Annotated in this window: 20 protein-coding genes and 1 pseudogene; 9 read left to right on the top strand and 12 right to left on the bottom strand. The window is 56.7% G+C overall.

Going from position 1 to position 24,693, the window contains the following annotated elements; genetic code table 11:
* Positions 1–55: 55 nt before the first annotated feature.
* A complete protein-coding gene (locus FQ192_RS21970) occupies positions 56–709 on the bottom strand; it encodes a BON domain-containing protein (RefSeq protein ID WP_149660422.1) in 654 nt (217 codons plus the stop codon).
* Between the two features lie 205 nt (positions 710–914).
* On the opposite strand from FQ192_RS21970, the gene FQ192_RS21965 reads away from it, so the two are divergent.
* Positions 915–1,619 carry a VIT family protein gene (locus tag FQ192_RS21965; RefSeq protein WP_256672333.1) on the top strand — a complete coding sequence of 235 codons (705 nt, stop codon included), beginning with the start codon at positions 915–917 and terminating at the stop codon, positions 1,617–1,619.
* Between the two features lie 24 nt (positions 1,620–1,643).
* Here the strand turns inward: FQ192_RS21965 and FQ192_RS21960 are convergent, their stop codons facing one another.
* From FQ192_RS21960 to FQ192_RS21950, 3 genes are all read right to left on the bottom strand, one after another.
* Complete coding sequence (locus FQ192_RS21960) at positions 1,644–2,039, bottom strand: hypothetical protein (RefSeq protein ID WP_149660421.1); 396 nt, start codon at positions 2,037–2,039, stop codon at positions 1,644–1,646.
* 37 nt (positions 2,040–2,076) lie between these two features.
* Positions 2,077–2,331 carry an Lpp/OprI family alanine-zipper lipoprotein gene (locus FQ192_RS21955; RefSeq protein WP_149660420.1) on the bottom strand — a complete coding sequence of 85 codons (255 nt, stop codon included), beginning with the start codon at positions 2,329–2,331 and terminating at the stop codon, positions 2,077–2,079.
* A gap of 130 nt (positions 2,332–2,461) precedes the next feature.
* On the bottom strand, positions 2,462–4,078 hold the full coding sequence (locus FQ192_RS21950) for an oleate hydratase (RefSeq protein ID WP_149660419.1): 1,617 nt from the start codon (positions 4,076–4,078) through the stop codon (positions 2,462–2,464).
* A gap of 357 nt (positions 4,079–4,435) precedes the next feature.
* On the opposite strand from FQ192_RS21950, the gene FQ192_RS21945 reads away from it, so the two are divergent.
* Positions 4,436–6,829 (top strand): response regulator, encoded by a 2,394-nt coding sequence (locus FQ192_RS21945; protein ID WP_149660418.1) that lies wholly within the window; start codon positions 4,436–4,438, stop codon positions 6,827–6,829.
* A gap of 28 nt (positions 6,830–6,857) precedes the next feature.
* Here the strand turns inward: FQ192_RS21945 and FQ192_RS35085 are convergent.
* Positions 6,858–7,414, bottom strand: a pseudogene (locus tag FQ192_RS35085) (hypothetical protein); the annotation flags it as partial.
* 247 nt (positions 7,415–7,661) lie between these two features.
* Here FQ192_RS35085 and FQ192_RS21935 point away from each other — a divergent pair.
* Together FQ192_RS21935 and FQ192_RS21930 are read left to right on the top strand one after the other, a co-directional pair.
* Positions 7,662–8,405, top strand: coding sequence for a M24 family metallopeptidase (locus FQ192_RS21935; RefSeq protein WP_256672330.1), 744 nt, complete (start codon positions 7,662–7,664; stop codon positions 8,403–8,405).
* Positions 8,406–8,562: 157 nt separating this feature from the next.
* On the top strand, positions 8,563–9,993 hold the full coding sequence (locus FQ192_RS21930; protein ID WP_149660417.1) for an IS1182 family transposase: 1,431 nt from the start codon (positions 8,563–8,565) through the stop codon (positions 9,991–9,993).
* 257 nt (positions 9,994–10,250) lie between these two features.
* Here FQ192_RS21930 and FQ192_RS21925 read toward each other — a convergent pair whose 3' ends face one another.
* The 3 genes from FQ192_RS21925 to FQ192_RS21915 form a co-directional block, all read right to left on the bottom strand.
* Positions 10,251–11,162 carry a YeeE/YedE thiosulfate transporter family protein gene (locus FQ192_RS21925; RefSeq protein ID WP_149660416.1) on the bottom strand — a complete coding sequence of 304 codons (912 nt, stop codon included), beginning with the start codon at positions 11,160–11,162 and terminating at the stop codon, positions 10,251–10,253.
* A gap of 301 nt (positions 11,163–11,463) precedes the next feature.
* Positions 11,464–12,294, bottom strand: a complete 831-nt coding sequence (locus FQ192_RS21920) for a YkgJ family cysteine cluster protein (protein ID WP_256672329.1) — start codon at positions 12,292–12,294, stop codon at positions 11,464–11,466.
* A gap of 605 nt (positions 12,295–12,899) precedes the next feature.
* Positions 12,900–13,520 (bottom strand): dTMP kinase, encoded by a 621-nt coding sequence (locus FQ192_RS21915; protein WP_149660415.1) that lies wholly within the window; start codon positions 13,518–13,520, stop codon positions 12,900–12,902.
* Between the two features lie 248 nt (positions 13,521–13,768).
* On the opposite strand from FQ192_RS21915, the gene potE reads away from it, so the two are divergent.
* The 3 genes from potE (at position 13,769) to FQ192_RS21900 (ending at position 18,361) form a co-directional block, all read left to right on the top strand.
* Complete coding sequence (potE, locus tag FQ192_RS21910) at positions 13,769–15,178, top strand: putrescine-ornithine antiporter (protein ID WP_149660414.1); 1,410 nt, start codon at positions 13,769–13,771, stop codon at positions 15,176–15,178.
* Complete coding sequence (locus tag FQ192_RS21905) at positions 15,175–17,460, top strand: Orn/Lys/Arg decarboxylase N-terminal domain-containing protein (protein ID WP_149660413.1); 2,286 nt, start codon at positions 15,175–15,177, stop codon at positions 17,458–17,460. The genes potE and FQ192_RS21905 overlap by 4 nt, the downstream gene beginning before the upstream one ends.
* A 241-nt stretch (positions 17,461–17,701) precedes the next feature.
* Entirely contained in the window at positions 17,702–18,361 is a 660-nt protein-coding gene (locus FQ192_RS21900; protein WP_149660412.1) for an MliC family protein, read from the top strand.
* A gap of 1 nt (position 18,362) precedes the next feature.
* Here the strand turns inward: FQ192_RS21900 and FQ192_RS21895 are convergent, their stop codons facing one another.
* Complete coding sequence (locus FQ192_RS21895) at positions 18,363–19,268, bottom strand: LysR family transcriptional regulator (RefSeq protein ID WP_149660411.1); 906 nt, start codon at positions 19,266–19,268, stop codon at positions 18,363–18,365.
* Between the two features lie 117 nt (positions 19,269–19,385).
* On the opposite strand from FQ192_RS21895, the gene FQ192_RS21890 reads away from it, so the two are divergent.
* Both FQ192_RS21890 and FQ192_RS21885 read left to right on the top strand, forming a co-directional pair.
* Positions 19,386–20,381, top strand: coding sequence for a zinc-dependent alcohol dehydrogenase family protein (locus FQ192_RS21890; protein ID WP_149660410.1), 996 nt, complete (start codon positions 19,386–19,388; stop codon positions 20,379–20,381).
* Between the two features lie 25 nt (positions 20,382–20,406).
* The gene (locus FQ192_RS21885; protein WP_149660409.1) at positions 20,407–20,967 is read left to right on the top strand and encodes a chorismate mutase; all 561 of its coding nucleotides are present in this window, start codon (positions 20,407–20,409) and stop codon (positions 20,965–20,967) included.
* Between the two features lie 113 nt (positions 20,968–21,080).
* Here FQ192_RS21885 and FQ192_RS21880 read toward each other — a convergent pair whose 3' ends face one another.
* The 3 genes from FQ192_RS21880 to FQ192_RS21870 all read right to left on the bottom strand — a co-directional run bounded on the left by FQ192_RS21880 (position 21,081) and on the right by FQ192_RS21870 (position 24,486).
* Complete coding sequence (locus tag FQ192_RS21880) at positions 21,081–22,223, bottom strand: patatin-like phospholipase family protein (RefSeq protein ID WP_149660466.1); 1,143 nt, start codon at positions 22,221–22,223, stop codon at positions 21,081–21,083.
* A 174-nt stretch (positions 22,224–22,397) separates the two neighbouring features.
* Entirely contained in the window at positions 22,398–23,033 is a 636-nt protein-coding gene (locus FQ192_RS21875; RefSeq protein ID WP_149660408.1) for a response regulator transcription factor, read from the bottom strand.
* Between the two features lie 4 nt (positions 23,034–23,037).
* A complete protein-coding gene (locus FQ192_RS21870) occupies positions 23,038–24,486 on the bottom strand; it encodes a sensor histidine kinase (RefSeq protein ID WP_149660407.1) in 1,449 nt (482 codons plus the stop codon).
* Between the last annotated feature and the right edge of the window lie 207 nt (positions 24,487–24,693).

Here is a 24,693-nt window from a genome sequence, read left to right as displayed (position 1 = left end):
GTATCTGAAAACGGTGCAAGACACACGAGTTCCGATGCCGAACACCGCATGAAGATCAGTAGCTGACGATGATGTTGTTCTGCACATTCTTTACGCCAGCCGCACTCCAGGCTGAATGCATCGCCAACTCTCGCTCCGCCCAGTTGTCGACTGTCCCGGACAAGGTCACATCAGCACCGTGGACTTCGACCGTAATCTTCTGCGAGTCAATAATGGCCCGACGCTTGAGCGCATCCGTGATGTCGGTCTTCACTCCTTTTGCCGATATCGTGGACTTGATCAAAATGTTGTTACTGATCCCCCTGACGCCCATCAGGTTACGGACCGCGCCTTTGGCTTCCCTGCGCTGGTATTCCCACTCCACATCACCGGACAGAGTCACCCAACCACCTTCAACCTGAACCTTAATCGAGTCCTTGGTCAGGTTGGTTGTCCACTCCAAGGCACTTTCAGCAGAAAGCGCAATATCGGCATCGTTACGCTGACTCGCGCCCGGCAGTTTGACGTCCATTTCTATGGCCAGCGCGCGAACACCCGAGACCTTCTGCACGGCTTGTTCAGCGGCCCATTTTTCGACGTAACTGTTGACGTGTCCGGCGAGGGTCACGATGCCATCCTCGACCTCAACACCGATCTGTTCGGCATTGACGGAGGGGTCCCAGCGCAGCTCTGCAAGGATGTCGTTTTTTAGTTCCTTATCGGTTTTCATCAATTCAATCCCGAATAATGTGGTTGCCGGTGCGGCTTTTATGACAGGGCCGTGCGTCAGTCAGTCCCTGGGCCTCAACGCCAAAACGACCGTTGTGGCTGCGCAGTGGCAGAGTCAATCAAGTTAGGCGCCTGATTTGCTCATGAGTAGCCTCGGAAACTACCTACACTCTCGGCTGAAGCCATCGCGCAACAGGTCAACTGCAATGAGCAAATTCATGCGTCGTCATGCCGAAACCCATAACAGCAGCCGTATAGGCTGGCTCAGAGCGGCTGTGCTGGGGGCAAACGATGGAATTGTGTCAACCGCCAGCCTGTTAATCGGCGTTGCAGCCGCCAGTACCACGCACAACACGCTGATCGTGACGGGTGTCGCGGGGCTCGTCGCGGGTGCCATGTCGATGGCGGCAGGTGAATATGTTTCCGTACACTCCCAAGCCGATACCGAGCACGCTGACCTGGCAAGAGAGAAAAAAGAGATCGAGACAAAGCCTGCGGCTGAACACCGAGAGCTGGCACGTATCTACGTCGGCCGAGGGGTTGAGCCTGAACTGGCCAGACAGGTGGCCATCCAGTTAATGGCGCACGATGCCCTTGGTTCACACGCCCGAGATGAACTGGGTATTTCCGAGGAACTGAGTGCCAAGCCTCTTTCGGCAGCGTTTGCGTCAGCGACGAGTTTCATCGTCGGCGCCATTTTGCCGGTCGCCGTAACGCTGATAGTGCCGCTTCAGAACGTGATCCTTTGGATATCGATCATGTCACTTGTTTTCCTCGCCACATTGGGCGCCGTCGCCGCAAAGGCCGGGGGCGCTCCCTTGCTGGCGGGGGCCTGGAGGGTGACATTTTGGGGGGCGTTGGCGATGGTCATTACCGCCGTGGTTGGCAGACTATTCGGGGCGATTGAATAGCGCTAATAACGTGGCTGTCACGCTTCAGGAGTGGGAACAAATCATCGTCAGGAATTCATTTTCGACACTGACGCCAGAAGGAGCTTTGTCATCCGAAAGGATCAGCTCGCCGCTGTAATAGGCAAAGTAAACCGAGTTTGTCGTACCTCGCTGGCGAGCAAAGCCACACACGGCAAGGTCACGGCGGTCGGTATTCACGGCGGTCGCGTAGAGCGGGTCGAACACCCATCCGTCACCCTCCAGCCCGGTCAGTGCTTTGGTCTTGGTAACGTAGTCGTCCTTGGCTGTAACCGGCACTTTGATGCGGGGCTGATTGAGATTTTCGATAGAGTCCGGCGTGGTCACCGTTTTTTCAGTCGGAGCATGTCCGCAGCCGGCAAGGCAAGCACACATCAGACCCAGCAAAATGTTCATTTTCATAGTGGTGCCATTCAATTGAATTGAAATGCGTCTGTCGCTAATTGGCGCGACCGGCCTTTTTGAGCATAAGTTGTGCGCGCTCATTGGCTTCGTCTGCCGATTTCTTTGCCTCCAGGGCCGCACGCAGTGCCTGATCAGCTTTGGCCGCCGATTGATCCGCGTGCACTCTGGCCGCTGTTGCCATGTCTTCGGCGCCGCTTATCCGGGCATCAATCTCCTGTCGGCGGTGACTGCAACCGGCAGTCATCGCCAAGACCACGATCAATGAAGCAGTCAGGGTGAGTTTTCTCATGGTGTCACTCCTTGGCGCCTGAATAGGCGAAGTTCGGTCTGCCGATGCAGAGAGATCACCCTATTCGGTAGTTGGCTCTGAAAAAAGGCTCGGAAACTACCTAGGCAAGGGATGTGCAGATCAGCAGCACTTAAACGCCCATGTCATGCAACGCCTTGAAGGCTTTGAACAAGACACGAGGATCAGTCGCGCCCTTGTAGACTTTTGGCGGTTTGCGTTTGAGCCCCAGCAAACTGGAAACTGCGCATTGCGCAGTACGTATCGAGTACTCCACGGTGAAGACGACGTCGTTAGGCAGTTCACAGTACTGCCCTATAAAGGCCAGGTTTTTGTATCCCTCGGGCACGACCTGAGGTCGATCGCCCTCCTCTCGCGGCATGAACTGACTGGTGATGAACGGCATCATGCAGGGAATGCAGATTGCGCTTTTCAGGATGGCCTGGCTGTCTGAACCAAAGTGCAGATGCCCAAGCAACTCCGTCATGATTTCCCGCCCGGTACAGGCAGACATCGGGATATTGACGAAATTGCCCGGGACGTCGACATGCAATCCGTAGCCCCAAAACACGCTGACTTCCTCGGGCTGGTCAATAAAGTGGGGCTGGAATGGCACCACTATCGACATCAACCAGTTGGACTCAGGAAAGGTTATTAAACCGCCCTCCCCCGGTACGTTGCCGGTAAATTCCACGGTCCGTCGCAAAAAGACCGGATCGCTGAGGGTCGTCGTAAACGATACCCACTTGGTCGCATCGATATGATTGGAAAACACCTGTGGGTGGCCAAACTCGGGCCTGCCTTTTGCCAATGTTTCCCAAAGAGCCCAAGCGCCTTTGATCGCTTTGCTTTTCAATTGTGGAGCCTGATCCATGCCTCCAATGCTCGACGCTTCGGTCATGGAGCCAAGCGTCACTAACACGTAATCAAAGCTTCGAACATCGACGACTAACTGCCCGCCATTGCGCTCGTAGAGGATACGCTTGACGCTTTTGCCGTTGCTTTGCTCACGCAAATGCATATCCGTCACGCAAGCCCCTTGCTCAAAGACCACGCCGTGCTCGACCAGCCATTTGTGCAAGGGCCTGACCAGCGAATCGTACTGGTTGTAGACCGTTCGCATGATGCCTTCGAGCCGATTGAATCCCGCCACCATGTGTGCGAAGCGCACGATGTAGCGACGGAATTCCGCGGCACTGTGCCAGGGTTGAAATGCAAACGTGGTGCACCACATCAACCAGAATTGAGTCTGGAAGAACGACTCAGAAAACTGATCGGCGATCGTGGTTCGTCCCAATGCTGCTTCCGACTCGATTGCGATCCTCTCGATCGTCAGAATGTCACCCTCGGTAAGTCCGAATTCCGGAGCCGTTTCCCTGAGACCGTTGCGGGCAAGTCGTGACTTGGAAGACGTGTGCATCCGTTCATTCCAGGCGAGTGTCTCCTGCGTGACGGTTGTTTTGCCATCAAGGGTCGGAATCGACGCGAACAACTCCAGAGTGCATACATACTTGCTCTCGAACATCCGTCCCCCACGAAGCACATAACCGTCCTGTGCCGATCCTCCACCATCAAGACTACCCCCGGGCGTGTCGAGTTTTTCGAAGAGGGTGATGTTGCGCCCCATGACATCGCCATCACGGATCATGAACGCGGCCGCAGCCATAGCCGCTATTCCCCCGCCTACGAGGTAGAAACGTGGCTCAGTTTCACTCGGTACATTTGTTTGCGAGTCATCTTTATCGGTCATGGGTCGTACTCTGAGTGCCGAGTCGTCGAAAAGCACCCCCCGTAGAGATGCACCGGTCTGAATTTCAGGGTATGAGGAATCACAGTGGGGGCGACAGACTCGGAAACTACCTAGGGGTTTTCTGTAAGCAAGGCATTCTATAAGCGACCGTCGGTCGGAGACCTTTGACGACATACACTGGTACAAACGTAGGCGCGGTTCAGCAATGGCGGGGTAACTTTTAGCAGGTCAGTTGGGAATGCCATTTACAACGTTGCTGACTCGAACAGCATTGAAGAGTGGATATTGCGTAGCGACTAAAGGGGTGTAGGATCCAAGGAGACGTATTCCTTCGGAATGCATTGCTGCGAGATCACAATGCCTGTTCGCCTTCCACTCGACGCTGGAACGGCCACGCCCAAGGTGATTACCCCATCTCCTTCAGCCGATGCTGCAACGCTGGGCTCGAAAGAGCAATTGACACCAAAGAACACAACCGAATCCACTCACCAGTTGCGCTCCTTGAACATCGAGCTGACTGAGATGAATGATCAGCTTTGTGCTTCGCTCGAACAGCAACGGACCGCCTCACTTGTTTCACTGAACGTGCTGAATAGCATGAACATCGCGGTCATTCTGTTAGACGCAAATCTGAATATCCGCTTGTTCACCCCTGCTAGTCAGTCACTATTCAACATTCTTACCCAGGACATTGGGCGACCACTGGCTGACCTATGTCCGATGGCAACCGATGTGAATCTCCTGGATGATGCCAGGACGGTCATGCGTGATATGACTCCGCTGGAGCGAGAAGTCGAATCGCGTAGTGGAGTGAGTTTTACCCGTCGGATTTCGCCCTATAACAAACAAGATGATTTTGTTGAAGGTGTGATCATTACCTTTACCGATATCTGCGATAAAAAGCAGGTCACCCAAGCGCTTGAAGACGCAACGCAGAAAGCGGAACTCGCTAACGCCACCCGGATACGCTTTCTCTCCTCCGCCAGTCATGATCTGCGCCAGCCTTTACAAACACTCAAGTTGTTGCAAGGCCTGCTGCTGGGCATTCTCAAAGATGAGCAACCTCGAAAGCTGACGGTCAGGATTGGCGAAACCGTGGGCGCAATGTCCGGAATGCTGAATGCCCTTCTGGATATCAACCACATTGAAACCGGCGCGATCCTGGCAAACCCCGTCAGCTTTCGAATGAGTGACCTGCTGGATCGACTCGCTGACGAGTTCCGCTACAAGGCAGGTGCCAAAGGTTTGAAACTGAAGGTAGTTCCTTGTCATCTTTCGGTGGAAATTGACCCGCGCCTACTGGAGCAAATGTTGCGCAATCTGCTGTCCAATGCGCTGCAGTACACCCATGAAGGTCGGATACTTCTGGGCTGCCGCCGCCACGGCCGGTGGCTCAGCATTGAAGTCTGGGATACCGGTATAGGCATGGGGTCATCGGAGCAGGAATTAATCCTCAAAGACTACGCGGCGCCTGTAGAAAACTTCAGCCTGGGGAATGGCACAGGATTACTTATCGTTAAACGCTTGTGCACCGTCTTGGGCCACCGTTTACGTGTGCAATCGAGTCTTGCAAAAGGGTCTGCATTTTCTGTTGACGTTGCTTTATCCCGTGAAAGCGCAGCCCTGCCAAGCGCGGCGCAAGAAGATGATTTACAAGAGCACGGCCCAGTAACCAACAAAGAAATGATCCTGATTGTCGAGGATGACGTTGAACTGCTCGAATTACTGGGCGGCCTGCTCAAATCCGAAGGATATCAGGTGGCAATGGCGATCGACGGTGTCACGGCGCTCGAAAGCGTCACACATCGAGGTGTCCAACCTGATCTGATACTGGCTGACTTCAATCTGCCAGGATCGATCAATGGCTTGCAACTAATCAGCCAGCTGCGCAAAAGACTGCACCGCAGCATTCCCGCCATCATTCTGACTGGTGATATTTCACGACAGACCTCCCGTGACGTGGCGTTCGAGCACTGTACTCAGCTCAACAAACCGGCGAAGCTCAAACAGGTCATTTTTGTTATTACTTCCTTGCTTGCACAACAACGCCTGGCGATTGTTGACGATGAGGAACTCGATAAAGCCGAGTCCTGCGATACCAAGACATCAATCATATTTGTAGTGGATCGAGACGATCTTTTTCGCGATACGATTCGAGGTGTGCTTGAATCCAGCGACTACCTAGTCCAGGACTATGCGTCATGCGAGGCGTTCATGAAGGACTACTCTCCCGGCCTACGTGCATGTTTACTGGTGGATACTCATCCGCTAGGGATGGAAGGCCTTGAACTCCTGCATCGATTGAGACGCAACGGCGATAACCTGCCCGCCGTAATGATTAGCGGTAGCAGCGAAGTTTCAATCGCCGTAGATGCCATGAAGGCAGGTGCTTCAGATTTTATTGAAAAGCCATTTGGTCGTAGCGAGGTACTTCAAAGTGTTGCGAGAGCCTTGGAGCACTCACTTGACGCAAATAAAAAGCTGGCATGGACTCAGGAAGCCACTCATTGCATTGATAGCCTGACCCTCCGGCAGCGACAGATCATGCACATGGTACTTGCAGGGCATCCGAGCAAAAACATCGCAGTAGAGCTCGGAATCAGCCAGCGCACGGTTGAAAATCATCGGGCTTCGATCATGACCCGCACTCATTCCAAATCTATTCCCGCACTGGCTCGTATTGCACTGGCAGCCAATTTTCAGACTTCTGCGCCGTCGGCCTCCGGTGTGAGCACGCTGCGTAAAAACTAAGTTTCCTACAGACCAGCAGTAATTCGTTCATGTCTTTGATCAGATAGCTGCCTACAATTTGCGTGACCCCCGTCAACGCCGTACGTAGCAACTCCGGTTCAGTGCGATAGCGCAACGGCGTATAGCCATAGGTGTTGGCGCCGTTGAACGCTGTTATCGGTTCATTGCGCTGCCAGATCAGTTCATCGCCGCGTTTCATGACGCCGCTCACAGCAATCGTTGGGTACACCACGCTGCTGAAGCCTTGAGTCAGAGCGAAACCCCAGTTCAGGATGATCAGTTCAATCTGTGCATCGGCAGGTTCGTTTTCAGCAGCGATCTTGAAACGCCCGGTAGCGACCAGTTGCTCCTCGGAACTCTTTTTGACCAACTCACCCAAGTTGATATCAGCGGTTTCCATGTTGTAAACAATCGCATCAACCGTAGACATTGACGCTAAGTCGCCTGCTTTCAGGCCGACGGCAAATCCAGCTCCACCCGAAGCAGCTTGGTCAGGTTCGATGCACCAGCTGCCATCCCTACACCGGCACCGACGCCTGCGCCCAATGCAGCGCCCCATGCTTGTTCACGTCCCATGTAACTCATTACCCGGGGTTTCCACGAAACCGGGAGAATTTTCACTATGTGTATCTGGGCACGGTATTCGGGTTTGAATTTCTGGTTGGCACATCCGACAAGGAAAGGAATACGAAATTGCACTCCACTTGACCACCCGCTTGCATTCGACCTGACCAGTCATTTGCATTCGTTCTGACCACCGATTGCATCGGATTTGACCAGCACGCTTTGTAACCATGATCGGCAGAGAACGGCCAGAAGTGGACGTTCAATTTTGCTCAAGCGCCTGATCCATCAACCAAGGACGACGATAGAGGCTTCACTCATGCCAGCACCACGCAATCTACTTGTACAGACCGCAGCGAAATCCGTCCTGTCGCAGCTCGTTGATCATATAAAACCAGACGTAACCGAGTCTTCAATCGCGGAAATTGCAGCTGATCTGCTGAGGCAATCAGGGTTTCCTGATACCTGGTATTACGATTGTCCGGCATTCGTACTACTCGGATCGCGCAGTTCGATTTCTGTGTCAGGTCGAGACTATCAGCCGAGCAGCGAAAAGGTGGGTCTGAATAATCTTGTGACCGTCGATCTCAGTCCCCGATCAGGGAGTGATTGGGGCGATTGCGCACGCTCATTCTATGTCGAGGAAGGTGTGTGTCGATCGGTGCCGCGCAGTGATGAGTTCACTCAAGGGCATGAAGCTGAACGTAGTCTGCATGCTCTCATGCTACGTACTGTCAGCCCTGAAACCACTTTCAATGAACTGTACGAGTTGGCGAATGAGTCAATAATCGATATCGGTTTCGAGAATCTCGATTTTCTTGGCAACGTTGGTCACAGCATCTGCGAGCAGCGCGATCAAAGGCTTTACATTGAATCGGGTAATAAACGGGAGTTGGGCGAGGTGGCGTGCTTCACATTCGAGCCACATATCCGGATCAGAGACGGTAAGTGGGGTTACAAGCATGAAAACATTTACTACTTCGACGACGATGGCGTCGCTTGTGAGTTGTAAACGACTCCACTACTGCCGTTCCACAAATGAGGCTATTTTGTGAGGCTGTAGGTCGATAGTTACACGTCACGAATGTCTGCTTCTGGCCCAGAGTGTGTAAAAACGCCCTGGTAAACCCTTGCTATGATTTCTGAGAATCTCATTGCAAGGGAAACCCATGAAACGGTTTATCCAGGGTGAACACCGAGGTCAAAGCACCTTACTTCCCGAAAGCCTGGACGACTACGTCAGCGATACCAATCCAGTGCGTGTGGTCGATGTCTTCGTCGATGAACTCGACCTGGCCAAACTGGGTTTCGATGGCGTCATTCCAGCCGAAACCGGCAGACCTGCTTATCACCCCGCGATCCTGCTGAAGATCTATATCTACGGTTACCTAAACCGTATTCAATCGAGCCGACGTCTTGAGCGAGAAGCCCAGCGCAACGTCGAGCTGATGTGGTTAACCGGGCGCTTGATGCCCGACTTCAAGACCATCGCCAACTTCCGAAAAGACAACAGCAAAGCCATTCGCGGTGTCTGCCGCCAGTTCGTTTTGCTCTGCCAGCAGTTGGGGCTGTTTAGCGAAAACCTGGTTGCCATCGACGGCAGTAAATTCAAGGCCGTGAACAACCGCGACCGGAACTTCACCAGCGCCAAACTGAAGCGGCGCATGGAAGAAATCGAGGCGAGCATCAGCCGTTATTTGGCCTCGCTCGATGCGGCTGATCGACAGCTCCCTAGCGCCTCCAAGCCCGACACGGTGAGTTTGGAAGATAAAATCGCCAAGCTCAAAGCACAGATGAAAGAGCTTCAGGGGATTGAGTCTCAGCTCAACGAATCGCCAGATAAACAGGTTTCGCTGACCGACCCGGATGCCCGTTCGATGATGACGCGCGGCAGCGGGATCGTTGGCTACAACGTGCAGACGGCTGTCGATACGCAGCACCATTTAATCGTTGCTCACGAGGTCACCAACAGAGGTTCTGACCGTGACCAACTCAGTTCAATGGCGAAGCAGGCCCGTGAAGCCATCGGCGTAGAAACGTTGTCGGTAGTTGCCGACCGAGGCTACTTCAAAGGCGAAGAAATCCTGGCCTGTCACGACGCAAGCATCACCGCCTACGTGCCGAAGCCGATGACTTCAAGCGCCAAAGCTGATGGCCGATTCAACAAAGATGCCTTCGTGTATAACGCGACGAAAAACGAATACACCTGCCCGGCGGGAGAGGCACTGATCTGGCGATTCTCCAGCGTTGAGAAAGGCTTGTATATGCACTGCTACTGGAGTTCAAAGTGCCAGAGTTGCACGCTGAAAACCCAGTGCACGCCAAGCACAAATCGTCGAGTAAGGCGGTGGGAACATGAAGCTGTGCTGGAGGAAATGCAGCGTCGGTTGAACCAAGCACCAGAGATGATGAAGGTTCGAAAACGGACAGTTGAGCATCCCTTCGGCACGCTCAAGCAATGGATGGGCGCAACACACTTTCTGACCCGAAAGCTGAACGGGGTGAGTGCGGAGATGAGCTTGAATGTGCTCGCCTATAACTTGAAGCGGGTTATGAAAATCATCGGTACAGAAGGCTTGCTGAAGGCGATGGCGGCGTAAAATCCGCAGCTTTTACTGCTCCAGGAGGTGCCAACGTGCTTCATAAACACTCTGACGCGCTATCGGCGCCGATCTTGGCAAATGTTCGGGAAATCGCCTCGCCCAGGAGCGCTGGGCTTAGGCATCCAACATACGGAAAGTGTTTTTACACACTCTGGGCCGGTTGCAGCCCTTTGCGACAGGCAACAATTGGCCGATTTCTGTCTGTCATCACTCTCTATATTATTGAGTCGAAAGCGGAACCATCTTGAAAGTGTTCAATTCGTAAAGCGTTTTTTGCCCCACAATGACACCAGAATGCCTGTGGCAATCGACACCATTGGAATGCTTGAAGCAACGCTCAGTGTCGGAAACACCAACAGTATTTGCGAGTCGTTACCGCCGAGCATCATCGAAGCCCCAATCCCCATCAAAATACCCGCCAACAAATGAACGCCAGCCTTTGACGGGGTAAAGGCCTCGAAACGAAACATTTTCCTGTACACGGTAAAACTCAGCATGCCTGCCAGCAACATGACAAACACAGCAATACGCCGGGCGCTGATTGCCATATCGGCTTGCCAGAACAACTGCGAAACATTGTAAAAGAACACACTCGGTGTCCATAACGGCTCGAACGTATAGAGCGCACTCGTCAACGCACCCAGCAGCATGCTGGAGAAAACAAGGTGTTTATTACCATGTATGCAGACCAAAAAAGTCAGCACCAGCGCCACTACACCGATCAACAGCCAGTAATGCCGGCTGGAAATTTCCGGCATCAGAATGGTCTTCTGTTCGGGCATCATGCGCATGTAATACCAGAGCACGATCCCCAGGACCCAGCCGATCATTGTGAACAGTTTATTGAAATTGCCACTAGCAAACCTGGTCAGCGTACCTACGCTGCAACCATTGTTCAGCACCGATGCCACCCCGAACAACAAGCCTCCCGAAACCAGTAAAGGATAGGAAATACCCGGCGAGTACAGCGGCAGGCTGACCTCGGAGAAACGATAGAGCGGGGCCAGCAGCAACCCGAACAATCCACACGATGTCAGTGCCACAAACAACGTCGGGCGCCCCGCCAGCAATTGTTCGCTCGCTTTGACAAGGCACATGCCCATGCGCTGCGAAACCCAGCCAATCAGGAACGCTAATACCAACGCCATCAATAAAGAGAAAACCATGTTCGTGCGCCACTGCTGATTTGAATGGACCGGGCTTCACCAAGCATCAGCGTAGCCCTCGATTAGGCTACCTGTGTATCGGACATAGTCGTAAGCTGACGGTCGCTGTGTATCGCCCTCTGGTCTCATAGAGGTTGAATGACTGTTCCTGTCCTAGGCTGTGTAAGAACGTTTTTGAGCGCGACTGGTACTCGAAACCGGACTGCAAATCGCACTTCTACGCGAAATCGGCATTTGCTGACATGCCGATAAATTTCAGATTTAACGCAGACGCGCACACTTCAATTTTGGCGGAGTGTTTTTACACACTCTGGGCCGATCGCAGCCACTCAAATGCGTCAACGGCTCGCCGAGGCAGCGCAGGTGTCCAGCGAGGACTTGGGCGTTGAAAAACATGAAAGATGTAGTCAGCGGACTCGTTGGCAGCCAGAGACACCGTTGATGCGGCCAATCGCTCGCGCAGCACTGGTTCATCAACCCGAACTTGCCACTCTAAGTCAGGATAGTCCTCTGAAGTGCCTGTAACGCTGTGTATCGCTTCGAGCAGTTTTCCCCTTGGTGGAAAGTAAACGGCCAGCGCGTTGTCTTTCCAACTTGCCACATTCAGGCCCAGTTGCGCGCAGATGGCGATTTTGCTTGATGCATCGGCTCTGTCTGCTTGTCGAGATTGACTGACGAGTGCTTCCAGAGCCGGATCTGCACGCCCATCTGTGCAGAGAATGTCGTCGCTCTCCCAAGCCTGTGGTGGGCACGCTTTGTTATCTCGACGTAACGCGATGAATGGGTTGATTTCCATCGGATAAATGCGACAAACCTGGGGGCGTTCTTCGTAGATGCCGCAAAGATTGTCAGCTCTGAGATTAGGGCATTGTTCAATTGCTTTGCCGGCAAACACAGCGATGACCTGTATCTGGGTCTTACCACAATTTACGCTTACAGATCGGCCTTTGGCGTGGGCAAATTCCGCTGATGAACGAGGCCAACTCGATTCATCAAAGGCCTCAAGAATCACCGCGATGTCGTGACCGCGGTTTAACCATTGTTGTGCCTCAGCCAATGTCAGCGGTATCAGTCGGCCCTTGCAGCAAATGCCGCAGCCTACACAGGAGAATCGGACGGTGCTGCTTTGCATATTGTTCACCTGTACGTGAAGACAGCCTGACGAAATTTGGGGGCGTGATATGGATTGCGCTAAACATGAATTGGCAGGCGATAAACCGGTAGCTGGATTCGCTTGGTTAGTTGCTCATTGCGGACGCAATGCGCGCGTATGCTCGGCGCTCGTCCATATGAGGGCGCCCCCAGGATTGTTAACTTGTACAAGTGCTTTTCTCTTGGAGTGACGACAGTCTTTACGCTGAATGTGTGCCGTCGGGGTGCCGTTAACTAATCGAAAACTATGCGTTCTAGACTTTGCTTTTGGCATAAGCCCATCCTCCTTAGCGCAAGGCGTCGTAAGAAAAGATGGGTCTATTTTGGTCTCTTGTGAGCGCCGAGGCGCAAAGTGGAATAGCCCAGTGGCAGCTTAGTGCTTCCTGCGAAAGCAGCTATAACCAATCGCTATAAAAGATTAATTTTTGAGCAGTCAGCCAATCTATTTTTTACCGACTAAAGATGTACACTGGAAGATAAAGTCTGAAAATGTCAAAAAACTCTTAAGATACATTACGTTGAGAGGGTACTGTTTTTTTATTTTTAGTTCGGTGTGCTCGTGCCTTACATTTGAACAATTAAGCGCTATACGGTGAATCGAAGGACTTTGTAGATCTCGCAAACCACCTGCATCGTTGCGTCTTCGATCGTTCCTTCATTACGGCATAACACCCAGCCGTGATCGGCAATCGCTCGTTCGAACGCCTGGGTGCAAGCGACATGATCCTCCAGCTTGTACATCACCGTACTGCTCAACCCACGCCGTCGTGCCGCAGCTCTCGCCCATGACAGTTCAGGGTCGGTGACAACCCCGACATGCAGGTCTGGCACTTGCACGTTTCGATCAATGTTCAACTGCAGAATCTCTGCAAACGGGATCATTCGGCGAAACGCTGCATCAGACGGGTACCAGCGGTCGATCAGGATGAGGCTGTCGGGCGGCTGTTTAGTCAGCACGTGCTGCGAAATCCAGGCACGACTATCAGCAAAGCGTTCACAAACCCTCAACTCCAAATCCCGGGTAGGATTTCTGACGAGTTTGTTCACGAGGGCCATAGTTTCACCCCTGTAGGGATCGCTTTTACTCTCGCAAAGCCGGATCACCTTTTTGTTGTCGGCCCTCAGTACTTTCGTAACGGCCTCCAACAGTGTGGTTTTACCGGCGCCCTTGGGGCCATCCAGAGAAACAAACAGCGGACGATTCATTCTTCACATAACGGTTGATATACGGTTTTTTAGCCCGGTTCTTTCCCTGGAACCGCTTGGCGCGACGACACGGAGAAGGACCGGATGAGCAGATGTCGACGAGCACTCTAACCCGGTTCTCGGCTAACGGGCTTCAAAATCCAGGTTTTCAGCCTTATTCATATCCGCTATTGAACCTCCGTCGCGTTGCACCCTCTGCATCCTTTGCTATATCTAAATTCCACAACGCAATCTAATGAGGCAACGGAATGTCAGTCGCGAAGAAAATGAGTGTGGGGCAACTGACGATGTTGACGGCCGTCAACATGTTGGGCTCGGGCATTGTGTTGTTACCCACCAAACTCGCCGAAGTCGGCGCCATTTCCATTCTTTCCTGGCTGATCACTGCAACTGGCTCACTGGCTCTGGCGTATGCCTTTGCCCGGTGCGGGATGCTCAGTCGCAAGACCGGCGGCATGGGTGGCTATGCCGAATATACGTTCGGCAAGGCCGGGAACTACCTGACCAACTACACCTACGGCGCGTCGCTGCTGATTGCCAATGTGGCGATCAGCATTACGGCGGTTGGCTACATCCAGGTGCTGTTCGACGTGAAGCTGGACTCGCTGCAAGTGGGTCTGGCGACCATTGCCTTGCTGTGGATTACCACCTTCGCCAACTTCGGTGGCGCGCGGATTACCGGGCGCATCGGTGCGGTGACGGTTTGGGGGGTTATTGCGCCAGTGGTGCTGGTGTCGACCATCGGCTGGTTCTGGTTCGACAGCAGCACGTACGCCGCTGGCTGGAACCCGCACAACAAGGGCTGGATGGAAGCTGCGGGCGCTTCCGTGGCGATCACCTTGTGGGCGTTCCTGGGGCTGGAATCGGCGTGCGCCAACACCGATGCCGTGGAGAACCCCGAGAAGAACGTGCCGATTGCGGTCCTAGGCGGCACCCTGGGGGCGGCGGTGATCTACATCGTTTCCACCAACGTCATTGCCGGCATCGTCTCCAACCCCGAGCTGGCCTCCTCCACCGCCCCGTTCGGGCTGGTGTTCGCCAAAATGTTCACGCCGCTGATCGGCGATATCGTGATGGCCGCGATGATTATGGCCTGCATCGGCTCGCTGCTCGGTTGGCAATTCACCATTGCACAGGTGTTCAAGAGCTCGGCGGACACCGGCTATTTCCTGCCGATATTCGCCAAGGCCAACAAGGCCGGCACGCCGATTGTCGGCATGCTGATCCTGCTCGCCGGGCAGACCGCGTTGGGCCTGCTCACCATCAGCCCGGACCTGAGCAAACAGTTCGACACCCTCGTCAACCTGGCGGTGGTGACCAACCTGGTGCCGTACATCCTGTCCATGGCCGCGCTGGCGACCATGCAGAAAGTGTCCAACGTGCCCGCTGGCAAGGCCCTGGTGACCAACATCATCGCCTGGGTCGCGGCGGCCTACAGCTACCTGGCGCTCTACAGTTCGGGCGAGCAGGCACTGATGCTCGGCGGCGTAGCGACGATCTTTGGTTACACGCTGTTCGGCTTCGTCAATAACCGCCTGATCCGCCTCGAAGCTCTCAATAACAGCGTGCCGACCCAAACCGTCAGCGCGCAGCACATCACGGGCGAGCCGGTGCCGGTCAACCGCTTGCAATCCGCCACTTTGGAGCCTCAGTCATGACGCAATATCGACAAACCCTCGGGATGCTCACGCTGCTGGTGAGCAACCCGCCGGACAAACGCACCGTCTTCGGTCGCGCCCTGGATCAATTGATCCACGATGTGGAAGAACGCGCCGTCCACGTCATCGCCTCGGAAACCCTCAGCGATGCGACGTCGATCCTGTGCACCGATCCTGCCGTGCAATGCGTGTTGCTCAGCTGGGAAATGGACAAGAGCGAAAACCACGAAGAATGCATCAAATTGCTGGTTAGCCTGCGCGAACGCAATACCCGCGTGCCGGTGTTCCTGATCAGTGACCGCAGCACCGCGTCGAACATTCCGCTGGTGGTGATGCAGCACGCCGACGACTTTATCTGGCTGCCCGAGGACACCAGTCGTTTCCTCAGCGGGCGCATCCTCGCCGCCATCGAACGCTATCGCCAGGCCGCGCTGCCGCCGATGTTCGGCGCGCTGGTGAAGTTCGCCCGTACTTATGAATATTCCTGGCACACCCCCGGCCATGCCGGCGGCACCGCGTTTCTGAAAAGCACGGCGGGCCGGGCGTTTTATGAGTTCTTCGGGGAAAACCTCCTGCGTTCCGACCTGTCGATTTCAGTCGGCGAACTCGGTTCGCTGCTCGATCACAGCGGCCCGATCGGCCAGGGCGAACGCTACGCCGCCAAAGTCTTCGGCGCCCACCGCACCTATTACGTGACCAACGGTTCATCGACGTCCAACCGCGTCATCCTCATGGCCAGCGTCACACGTAATCAGATTGCCCTGTGCGATCGCAACTGCCACAAGTCCGCCGAACACGCGATGACCCTGTCCGGGGCGATCCCGACCTACCTGGTGCCGACCCGCAACCGCTTCGGCATCATCGGCCCGATCCTGCCGCAAACCCTGAGTGCCGAAGGCGTGAAAGCGGCCATCGCCAACAACCCGTTGGTCAAGGACGGCATCGACCCGACGCCGGTCCACGCGATCATCACCAACTCGACCTACGACGGCCTGACCTACAACGTCACCCGGGTTGAAGAGCTGTTGGGCCAGAGCGTGGATCGCCTGCATTTCGACGAGGCCTGGTACGGTTACGCGCGGTTCAATCCGTTGTATCGCGAGCGCTTCGCGATGCACGGCAGCCCGGACGATCACGACGCGTCCAAGCCCACCGTGTTCGCCACCCAATCGACCCACAAACTGCTGGCCGCCCTCTCCCAGGCCTCGATGATTCACGTGCGCAACGGTCGCAATCCCATCGACCACGGGCGTTTCAACGAGTCGTTCATGATGCACGCCTCCACCTCGCCCAACTACGCGATCATGGCCTCCTGTGATGTCAGCTCGGCGATGATGGAAGCCCCGAGTGGGCAGATCCTCACCACCGAGTCCATCGAAGAAGCCGTGTCGTTCCGCCAGGTCATCTCGCGCATGCACAACGAGATGCTGAGCAAGGACGACTGGTTCTTCACCTGCTGGCAGCCGCCGTCGGTACACGTTGGCGGCACGACCGTTCCATTCCATGAAGTCGATCCGGTGCTGCTGAAAACCGAGCCGAACTGCTGGGTCCTGCACCCGAACGAGGTGTGGCACGGTTTCGGTGACATTGAGGACGGCTACTGCATGCTGGACCCGATCAAGGTCTCGGTGCTCAGCCCCGGCATGGGCGACGACGGCAATTTGCTCGACTCAGGTATTCCGGCCTGTGTGCTCACGGCGTACCTCGGTCGCCAGGGCATCGTGGTCGAGAAAACCACCGATTTCACCATCCTGTTCCTGTTCTCCATCGGCATCACCAAAGGCAAGTGGGGCACCCTGGTCAACGCCCTCCTCGACTTCAAGCGCGACTATGACAACAACGTCGAGCTGGAGCTGTGCCTGCCGGACCTGCTGGCCGCCAACCAGACGCGATACGCCGGCATGGGCCTCAAGGACCTGGCCGACGACATCTTCGCCGCCATGAAGAAACACAAGACCACCGCCAACATGGCCCAGGCTTTCGGCATGCTGCCCAAAGCCGAATTCAGCCCGGTGCAAGCCTACGAGAAACTGGTGCGCAACGACATCGAACGGGTCACCCTGGAAGAAGCCGCCGGACGCATCGTCGCTACCGGCATCGTGCCGTATCCGCCAGGCATTCCATTGCTGATGCCAGGCGAAAACGCCGGGCCTGCGGACGGGCCGCTGCTGGCGTATCTCAAGGCGCTGGAAGCCTTCGACAAATCCTTCCCCGGGTTCACCCATGACACCCACGGGATCGAAAGCGAGGCCGGGGTTTATACCTTGCTGGTGCTGAAATGAGGTAGGCGGTTCGCCGGAACATAAAAACGCCCTGACGACCTGTCGGGGCGTTTTTGTATCTGCAAGAAGTGCGTGAGCGTATGGCCCTGTTCGCCCCGGCTCGTTGGCCGCCGCCGGGCGGAGTGGCAAGTTCCAAGCGCTGACGTACACTGCGTACACCCACTGCGAACGAATGACGGTTCATGGATCGACAGGTCCCACGGCAATCCGGGCATCACGTAACGATCTGGGTGAAGCCAGCATGAAAACGCTCACGACCCTTTTCACCCGTCTGTTTGCTGCCAGTCTTTGGGTGGCGACCAGCACCTGTGCCCAGGCGGCCGACCCGCCACCCCCGCTCAAGACCACCTTCGACTGTGCCCAAGCCAAAGCCTCCCTCGAAAAGCTGATCTGCCGTGACCCGCAACTGTTGCAGATGGACATGGAACTGACGCGTCTCTATCGCCTCGCGCTCACCGATGAACGTTCAGTACCGGCGCCGGACAAAATCATCGTCGACCAGAAATTCTGGGCTTTGGAACGCAATCAGTGCGCCACCGATCTGGAGCCCAAGGTATGCGCGATCCGCCGCTACGCCGAGCGCGCCCATCAGTTGCGCCAAGGCTCGGCGATTGTGCGGACCAAGGACCCGGACCGACTGACCGAAGGCCCGCAAACGATTCGATGTCCCGGACTTGATACGCCGATTGCCGCGACCTTTTTCAGCACCCAGCCGGCGGTGGTGTACCTGAAATGGGCGAACACCTCGGTCACCCTGAGCCAGGTGCCGAGTGATGCCGGCGCCCGGTACTCCGGCAAGGATCGCCAGGGGATTTACAGCTTCTGGCAAGACGGCAACACCGTCCTTTTCCAGAAGCCAGGCTCAGGGCAAATGAGTTGTACGGCTGAACCTGAGGGTTGATTCAACCCAGGCAAACGTCGTCATCCACCGCAAACGCATCACGCAAATAGTCGGTAAACGCCCGCACCCGCGCCGATTGGCGGCGATCCGGAGCAAACAGCGCATGGATCGGCAATGACGGCGGTGTGTAGCCGTCCAGCAACGCCACAACGCGCCCGGCCTGCAAGTCCTCACGAAACAACCACGAGGGCGACAGGGATACGCCCAAGCCACTGAGCACCATCTGCCGAATCGCTTCGCTGTTGTTGCTGCGCACATTGCCTTTGATCTGGACGCTGCGCCATTGGCCGTCGTGCTCGAAGCGCCAACTGTCGAAGTGCTCCAGTTGATTGAAGGCCAGGCAATTGTGGTCGCTCAAATCATCCGGTGCCGCCGGCACGCCGTGCTGTTCAAGATAGCTGGGGGCCGCGAACACCCGGCGTCGCGTCAGACCAATGGGCCGGGCGATCAGGCTGCTGTCCTTCAACTCGCCAATGCGCACGGCGACATCAATCCCCTCGCTGATCAAATCAACGTTCTCGTCGCTCAATTGCAAATCGATCGACACGTCGGGATGTTGCTGGAGAAAACCGTGCAGCCGAGGCGCGATCTGGATCCGTCCGAAACTGCCTGAAGAAGCGATGCGCAATGGCCCGGCCACCCGCTCCTGGCCGGTCTGGAAGCTGTGTTCGGCATTGTCCACCGCCGCCAGAATCTGCCGACAATGCTCGTAATAACGCTGACCTTCGTCCGTCAGACTGAGGTTGCGCGTGCTGCGGGCGAACAGCCGACCGCCCAGCCTGTTTTCCAGGGCGCCGATCTGCTTGCTGATGGTCGGCTGGCTGAGCCCGAGCTCCCGGGCCACGGCCGAGAAACTGCCCCGCTCCACCACCCGCAGGAAAACTGCCATCGCTTCCAACGTATCCATGACTGCCTACTTGGCGATGATTTGGAATGAATACTATAGGTATTTACGCTCTTATCGGAATCGCTCGACTGCGTGAGACTGTGCCCATCGCCCCAAAACAGTTCAACAGGAGTTCCCATGAGCCAGACCACCATGCACGCCGCCGTCGCCTTGAATGCCGGTGCCGCCCTGCAACTGCAGAACCTGCCACGGCCTGAAATCAAGACCGACCAGGTGTTGATCAAGATCATCGCCAGTGGCGTGAACCCATTGGACACGAAGATCAGCAGCGGCCAGGGCGGTCATGCGCGGCAACCGTTGCCGGCTGTGTTGGGCATGGACCTGGCCGGGGTTGTCGAAGCGGTCGGTGTCGACGTTACGGCGTTCAATATCGGCGACGAGGTCTACGGCATGGCCGGTGGGATTGGCGGTCACCAGGGTTCGCTGGCGCAATACATTGCCGTCGATGCCGATTTGCTGGCGCGTAAACCGCGAAACCTGAGCATGCGCGAAGCTGCCGCCCTCCCCTTGATTTTCATCACCGCCTGGGAAGGCTTGGTAGATCGGGCCAATGTCCGAGCCGGGCAACAGGTGTTGGTGCAAGGTGGCGCCGGGGGGGGCGGGCATATGGCCGTTCAGATCGCCAGGGCTCGCGGGGCCGACGTGTTCGCCACCGGCAGTGGCAAGGGCCTGGCAATCATCGAGGGCTTCGGCGCCACGGCGATTGATTACCGCAGTCAGGCGCCGGCCGATTATCTTGAGCAACACACCAACGGCGAAGGGTTTGACATCGTGTATGACACGGTCGGCGGCGCGACACTGGACGCCTCGTTCGATGTCTTGAAGGTCTACACCGGCCACGTGGTCAGTTGCCTGGGCTGGGGCGAACACAAACTTGCGCCGCTGTCGTTCCGGGGCGCGACCTATTCCGGCGTTTTCACGTTGCTGCCGCTGATCACCGGAAAAGGCCGCAAGCACCACGGCGAGATCCTCGCTGAGGCCACGCGGATGGCTGAAGCCGGGCAACTGCGGGTGCTGCTGGACGACCGACGCTTTACCCTGGAAAACGTCAATGACGCTCACGCCATCGTTGCTGCGGGACAGGCAATCGGTAAAGTAGTGATCGACATCTGACCGATCCCTGCCTGGATACTCATGAATGAGCGTTAAACCGAAACTCCGCATCCTGTGCTGCGCCGGCCTCAGCCTTATCGTCCTCGACGCCCAGGCCAGCGCGCCACCCGAAACCTTGCAACCGCTGTTGGTGACGTTGAACGAACGCCTGAACATCGCTGACCTGGTCGCCCTGACCAAATGGGACAGCGGCAAGCCGATACAGGACAGCCCCCGGGAAGCGCAAGTGATTGCCAACGCCAGGAAGCTCGCCGCCGAACGGAAACTGGACCCGGAAGACGTCGGCCAGTTACTGGCGGCGCAGATGGAGGCCAACAAACTGGTGCAATACGGCCTGCTCGCCAAATGGCAAGCCACCGGCAAGGCACCAGACACCCCGCGCCCAGACCTCGCCAAACAAATCCGGCCACGCCTGGATGAGCTGCAAAACCGCCTATTGCAGCAATACGCCGACTTCACTCCGTATCGAAAGGATCCACAGTGCGCGGACTGGATCGCAAAGGCACGCGCCCACCTGGCCACCGATCAGTTGCATGAACTGGCATTGATCCGCGCCACGGGGGAGTTGTGTACCGGTAAACCGTAACGCGATCCGTAGCAGTTGGCGCTCGGCTTGTAGCAGCTGTCGAGCCCCAGCGAGGCGGCGTCTGGCGTTATAGCAGCTCTGCTACAACGCCGAACGCAGGCGACGCCACGCGCTCACGTACTCGGCGATTTATGCCACGGATAGCCTTTCGCGCTGAGTTCAAAGGCGTAATCAAATAACCGCTTCATGTACGCGCCATCGAATTTGCGACTACGAGCACCATCAAAATCGGCGCCGATGTACGCCAGGTTGAAGTCCGCGCCGTCCTGTTGGGCAATCCGGTAGATTCGATCGAGGTCGCTGATGCCCTGGGTCTGGATCAAGGTGCTGATGGCTCGGCCGCCGATACTCAAGGTACGACGCTTGGTGCCGGACCACTGCGGTTCCAGTTTGCCGTTGCGAATGACATAGAAATGCCGTTCCCGGCGCAAACGCGCGCCGGTCACCTGGTTCAGCGCCATCACGGTGCCCGGTGGGTAAAGGAACACCTGGGTGAGGACGCCGCCGTCCACGTGCATTTCCTGGAACTGTTTGTCGTCGACTTCTACATCGATCATCACCGGTGAGACCGCGCCGGGAATGCTCATCGACGCCACCATGATGTTGCGAAACAGTTCGAGCGCTCCTGGTGCACCGCTGGCGGCAATCGCGCCCATGTTCCAGGTGACGGCCCGCCCTGAATCCAGGTCGGTGGTGCCGATCATCAGCAGTCGTCCCTTGGCGTATTGCTCGGCGATGGCCGCCAGCACTTCGGCGCTGACGTACTTGGCAATCAAGCGCGACAGTGGCTTGCTATCGGCCATACCGTCGCTCGCCAGGCGGGTCAGCATGCTGCGCGAATGGAACACGTCTTTGGGACCGATGCCCTTGCAGATCCCCAGAATGATCCCGTCATACTCAGGCCCCAGGTAAGCAAACGGGGCGACCAGGGCGCCGGCGCTGATGCCGGTGACGACCTTAAACACCGGTCGGGTGCCATGCAGGGACCATCCGGCAATAATGCCAGCGGCGAAGGTGCCGGCGTCGCCACCACCCGAGACGGCCAGCATATCGGCCAGCGGCAGCCTGTCATCCGGTGCCTCGGTACTGGCGAACGCCTCGTACTCTCGATGGTTGGCCTCACTCGCATCCCGGATAAACGACGTCAGGTCCTGGTCCAGCCAGTAACGCGCATTGGGGATACCGGGGATGACCGCTTGTTCCGTTAGCGCTTGAGGCACCGCATCACGACGTTGCAGGCAGCCTTGGCGCAACATGTTCAGCGTTGAGGCGCTGGGCCTGGGTAGAAAGGGTTTCAACACGCCTCCTCCGGTCCCTGCCATCGACAGAGAACGTGCTCGACTATTCGGTGAAATGGCCTCGCCCATCATGCGCGCGCCCTGCAACCGTGACTACCCACTCAGGGACGCCCGGTCTGTCTTGCAATGGATTCAACGCAGCTTCAACGGATCGACCAATTGCGCCGCAATCGCCATCCCCACCAGGTCCGGCAAGGTATTGGCCTGCATCCGTTTCATCACCCGTGAGCGATACAAGTCGACGGTTTTCGCGCTGACGCCCAATTGCTCGGCGATTTCCTTGGTGGTGTAACCCTGCACCAGCGGCAGCAATACGTCGCGCTCCCGTGGGGTCAGGGTCAGCATGCGTGCCTGCAATTCTTCGTGGCCCACATTGCCCGAGCGATTGGCCGCGCAGTTGCTGAGGGCCTGTTGCACGCTGTCGAGCAGCAGCTGTTCGTTGTAGGGTTTTTCGATGAAGTCATGGGCGCCGGCCTTGAAGGCACGGACCACGATCGGCACGTCGGCGTGACCGCTGACGAAGATGATCGGCAGATTCAATTCGCGCAGGCGCATTTCTTCCTGAACGTTCAAACCGCCCATGCCCGGCATGCGCACATCGAGCAACACGCAGGCGTTGAGCCGTGCGTCGCAGGCCTCCAGAAATTCGACGCCGCTGGTAAACGGCAAGGCCTTGAGGCCCACCGACTCCAGCAGCCAAACCGTCGAATCGAGCATGCCTTGATCATCATCGACCACGTACACCACGTGCTCCGTCACACCTGCCATTGCGTCATTCCTGTTGTTGTTTTATGGGGCCAGCCAGTGGCAAACGGCAGTAAACCAGCAGCCCGACCGGTTGCCGGCGCGCCCGTAACTCGCCGCCGAAACCTTCGATGATGCTGCGGCTCATGGACAATCCCAGGCCCAGGCCATCCGGTTTGCTGGTGAAGAACGGGGTGAATATTTGCTCCAGTTCCGGTTCGCTGACGCCCGGCCCCTGGTCATGCACGCTGATCTCCACCGTGGCCGCACTGCCCTGCCCCGCAGCCATCACGATCAGCGACGGGCGGCCCGGATGTTGTTCGCGGTTGGCATCGATGGCGTTGCGCAACAGGTTGAGCAGTACTTGTTCCAGCAGCACCCGGTCGGCATAAACGGGCGGCAGATTATCCGGCAGTCGATCCTCGATTGTCACTTGGCAATGGGTCGCTTCCCAGGCACACAAGCGCACCGCTTCACGGGCGACATCCACCATGTTCAGCGCCTGCATGCGCCGCTGGCCCTTGCGCAGGAAGCCGCGCAAACGCCGGATGACTTCCGAGGCATGGGTGGCGTGCAACGTGATGCGTTCCAGGCCTTGGGCCACCCGTTCCGCCGCCTGGGGATTGGTCGCCAACGCCTGCATATACCGCTGGCTGGCGTTGGCGTAATTGACCACCGCCGCCAGTGGCTGGTTGATTTCGTGGGCGATGCCCGAGGCCAGTTCCCCCAGCGTCACCAGGCGCGCGGTGTGGGCCAGTTCATCTTCCAGGCGTCGGCGGTTTTCTTCGCCCTGTACCCGCGCGGTGATGTCCCGGGACACGCACACCACTTCGACCACCGCCCCGGTGTAGGTTTCGCGAATCGCCCGGCTGGCGGTTTCGAACCACAGGTAATGCCCGTCACGATGGCGGATGCGATACGTCATGGTGTGATAACCGTTCTGCTCCAGGGCATCGCGCGCGGTTTGCACCAGATTCGCCAGGTCCTGGCCGTGGAACAAGCCTTGGGCCATTTGCCCGCGCAGCGCTTCGGGCCAATAGCCGAGCAAGGTCCAGGACGCTGGCGATGCATCCAGAAAGCGCCCGTCCGGGGTGTGCCGGGAAATCAGGTCGGTGGTGTTCTCGATGATCAGCCGGTACAGCCGCCGCGCCGTGGCCGCTTCACGCTCGGCCAGCACTTGGGCGGTGGCCACGAGACAGCGGGCGAACACGCGGTTGTTGGGCGGATCGGGGATAAAGGTCCAGATCAGAATCTGCGTCTGAAACTGCGCCTCGACCCCTTCGATCGCCCGCTGCTGCGCCAGGCAGGCGCGCACCAGGTCGCGATGATTTTTCGGCAGAAACCCGAGCACGTAGCTGTGCGGATGCTGTGCGAGCAATGCCAGCAGCGCTGCATTCAACTCCAGCGGCTGACCCTGGCTATCGAGCAGCACGCTCGGCTGAGGGTCATGGCTCAATAAGAGGGCGTCAGGCGTCATCACCGGTCCACTGCGTAGGGAACGGCCAGAATATACCGGCCAGGAAGGAATCGCCGCATTCATTTAGCGCCTGAAGAATTCTATATAGTATTTATACTATACAACCTAGGTTGTACTTCCATATCGACGGTGGATTGTTATATAAAGCAGACCGGACATAAAAGTTGACCTCAGCGGCTACGCTGAACAGGTCAGCCATAGAGCTAA

Origin of the sequence: Pseudomonas sp. ANT_J12, assembly GCF_008370045.1 — a bacterium.
Classification (GTDB): domain Bacteria; phylum Pseudomonadota; class Gammaproteobacteria; order Pseudomonadales; family Pseudomonadaceae; genus Aquipseudomonas.
The sequence above is the reverse complement of the archived record's forward strand: the minus strand, read 5'-3'. Positions and strand labels throughout refer to the sequence as shown.

Excerpts from the sequence above, each read along its gene's own strand:
- potE (WP_149660414.1), top strand. The coding sequence starts at position 13,769 with ATGTCAGTCGCGAAGAAAATGAGTGTGGGGCAACTGACGATGTTGACG.
- FQ192_RS21960 (WP_149660421.1), bottom strand. The coding sequence starts at position 2,039 with ATGAAAATGAACATTTTGCTGGGTCTGATGTGTGCTTGCCTTGCCGGC.
- FQ192_RS21870 (WP_149660407.1), bottom strand. The coding sequence starts at position 24,486 with ATGACGCCTGACGCCCTCTTATTGAGCCATGACCCTCAGCCGAGCGTG.
- FQ192_RS21945 (WP_149660418.1), top strand. The coding sequence starts at position 4,436 with ATGCCTGTTCGCCTTCCACTCGACGCTGGAACGGCCACGCCCAAGGTG.
- FQ192_RS21915 (WP_149660415.1), bottom strand. The coding sequence starts at position 13,520 with ATGAATCGTCCGCTGTTTGTTTCTCTGGATGGCCCCAAGGGCGCCGGT.
- FQ192_RS21895 (WP_149660411.1), bottom strand. The coding sequence starts at position 19,268 with ATGGATACGTTGGAAGCGATGGCAGTTTTCCTGCGGGTGGTGGAGCGG.
- FQ192_RS21950 (WP_149660419.1), bottom strand. The coding sequence starts at position 4,078 with ATGACCGATAAAGATGACTCGCAAACAAATGTACCGAGTGAAACTGAG.
- FQ192_RS21930 (WP_149660417.1), top strand. The coding sequence starts at position 8,563 with ATGAAACGGTTTATCCAGGGTGAACACCGAGGTCAAAGCACCTTACTT.
- FQ192_RS21925 (WP_149660416.1), bottom strand. The coding sequence starts at position 11,162 with ATGGTTTTCTCTTTATTGATGGCGTTGGTATTAGCGTTCCTGATTGGC.
- FQ192_RS21970 (WP_149660422.1), bottom strand. The coding sequence starts at position 709 with ATGAAAACCGATAAGGAACTAAAAAACGACATCCTTGCAGAGCTGCGC.
- FQ192_RS21955 (WP_149660420.1), bottom strand. The coding sequence starts at position 2,331 with ATGAGAAAACTCACCCTGACTGCTTCATTGATCGTGGTCTTGGCGATG.
- FQ192_RS21920 (WP_256672329.1), bottom strand. The coding sequence starts at position 12,294 with ATGCAAAGCAGCACCGTCCGATTCTCCTGTGTAGGCTGCGGCATTTGC.
- FQ192_RS21875 (WP_149660408.1), bottom strand. The coding sequence starts at position 23,033 with ATGGCAGGTGTGACGGAGCACGTGGTGTACGTGGTCGATGATGATCAA.
- FQ192_RS21880 (WP_149660466.1), bottom strand. The coding sequence starts at position 22,223 with ATGTTGCGCCAAGGCTGCCTGCAACGTCGTGATGCGGTGCCTCAAGCG.
- FQ192_RS21890 (WP_149660410.1), top strand. The coding sequence starts at position 19,386 with ATGAGCCAGACCACCATGCACGCCGCCGTCGCCTTGAATGCCGGTGCC.
- FQ192_RS21885 (WP_149660409.1), top strand. The coding sequence starts at position 20,407 with ATGAGCGTTAAACCGAAACTCCGCATCCTGTGCTGCGCCGGCCTCAGC.
- FQ192_RS21905 (WP_149660413.1), top strand. The coding sequence starts at position 15,175 with ATGACGCAATATCGACAAACCCTCGGGATGCTCACGCTGCTGGTGAGC.
- FQ192_RS21900 (WP_149660412.1), top strand. The coding sequence starts at position 17,702 with ATGAAAACGCTCACGACCCTTTTCACCCGTCTGTTTGCTGCCAGTCTT.
- FQ192_RS21965 (WP_256672333.1), top strand. The coding sequence starts at position 915 with ATGAGCAAATTCATGCGTCGTCATGCCGAAACCCATAACAGCAGCCGT.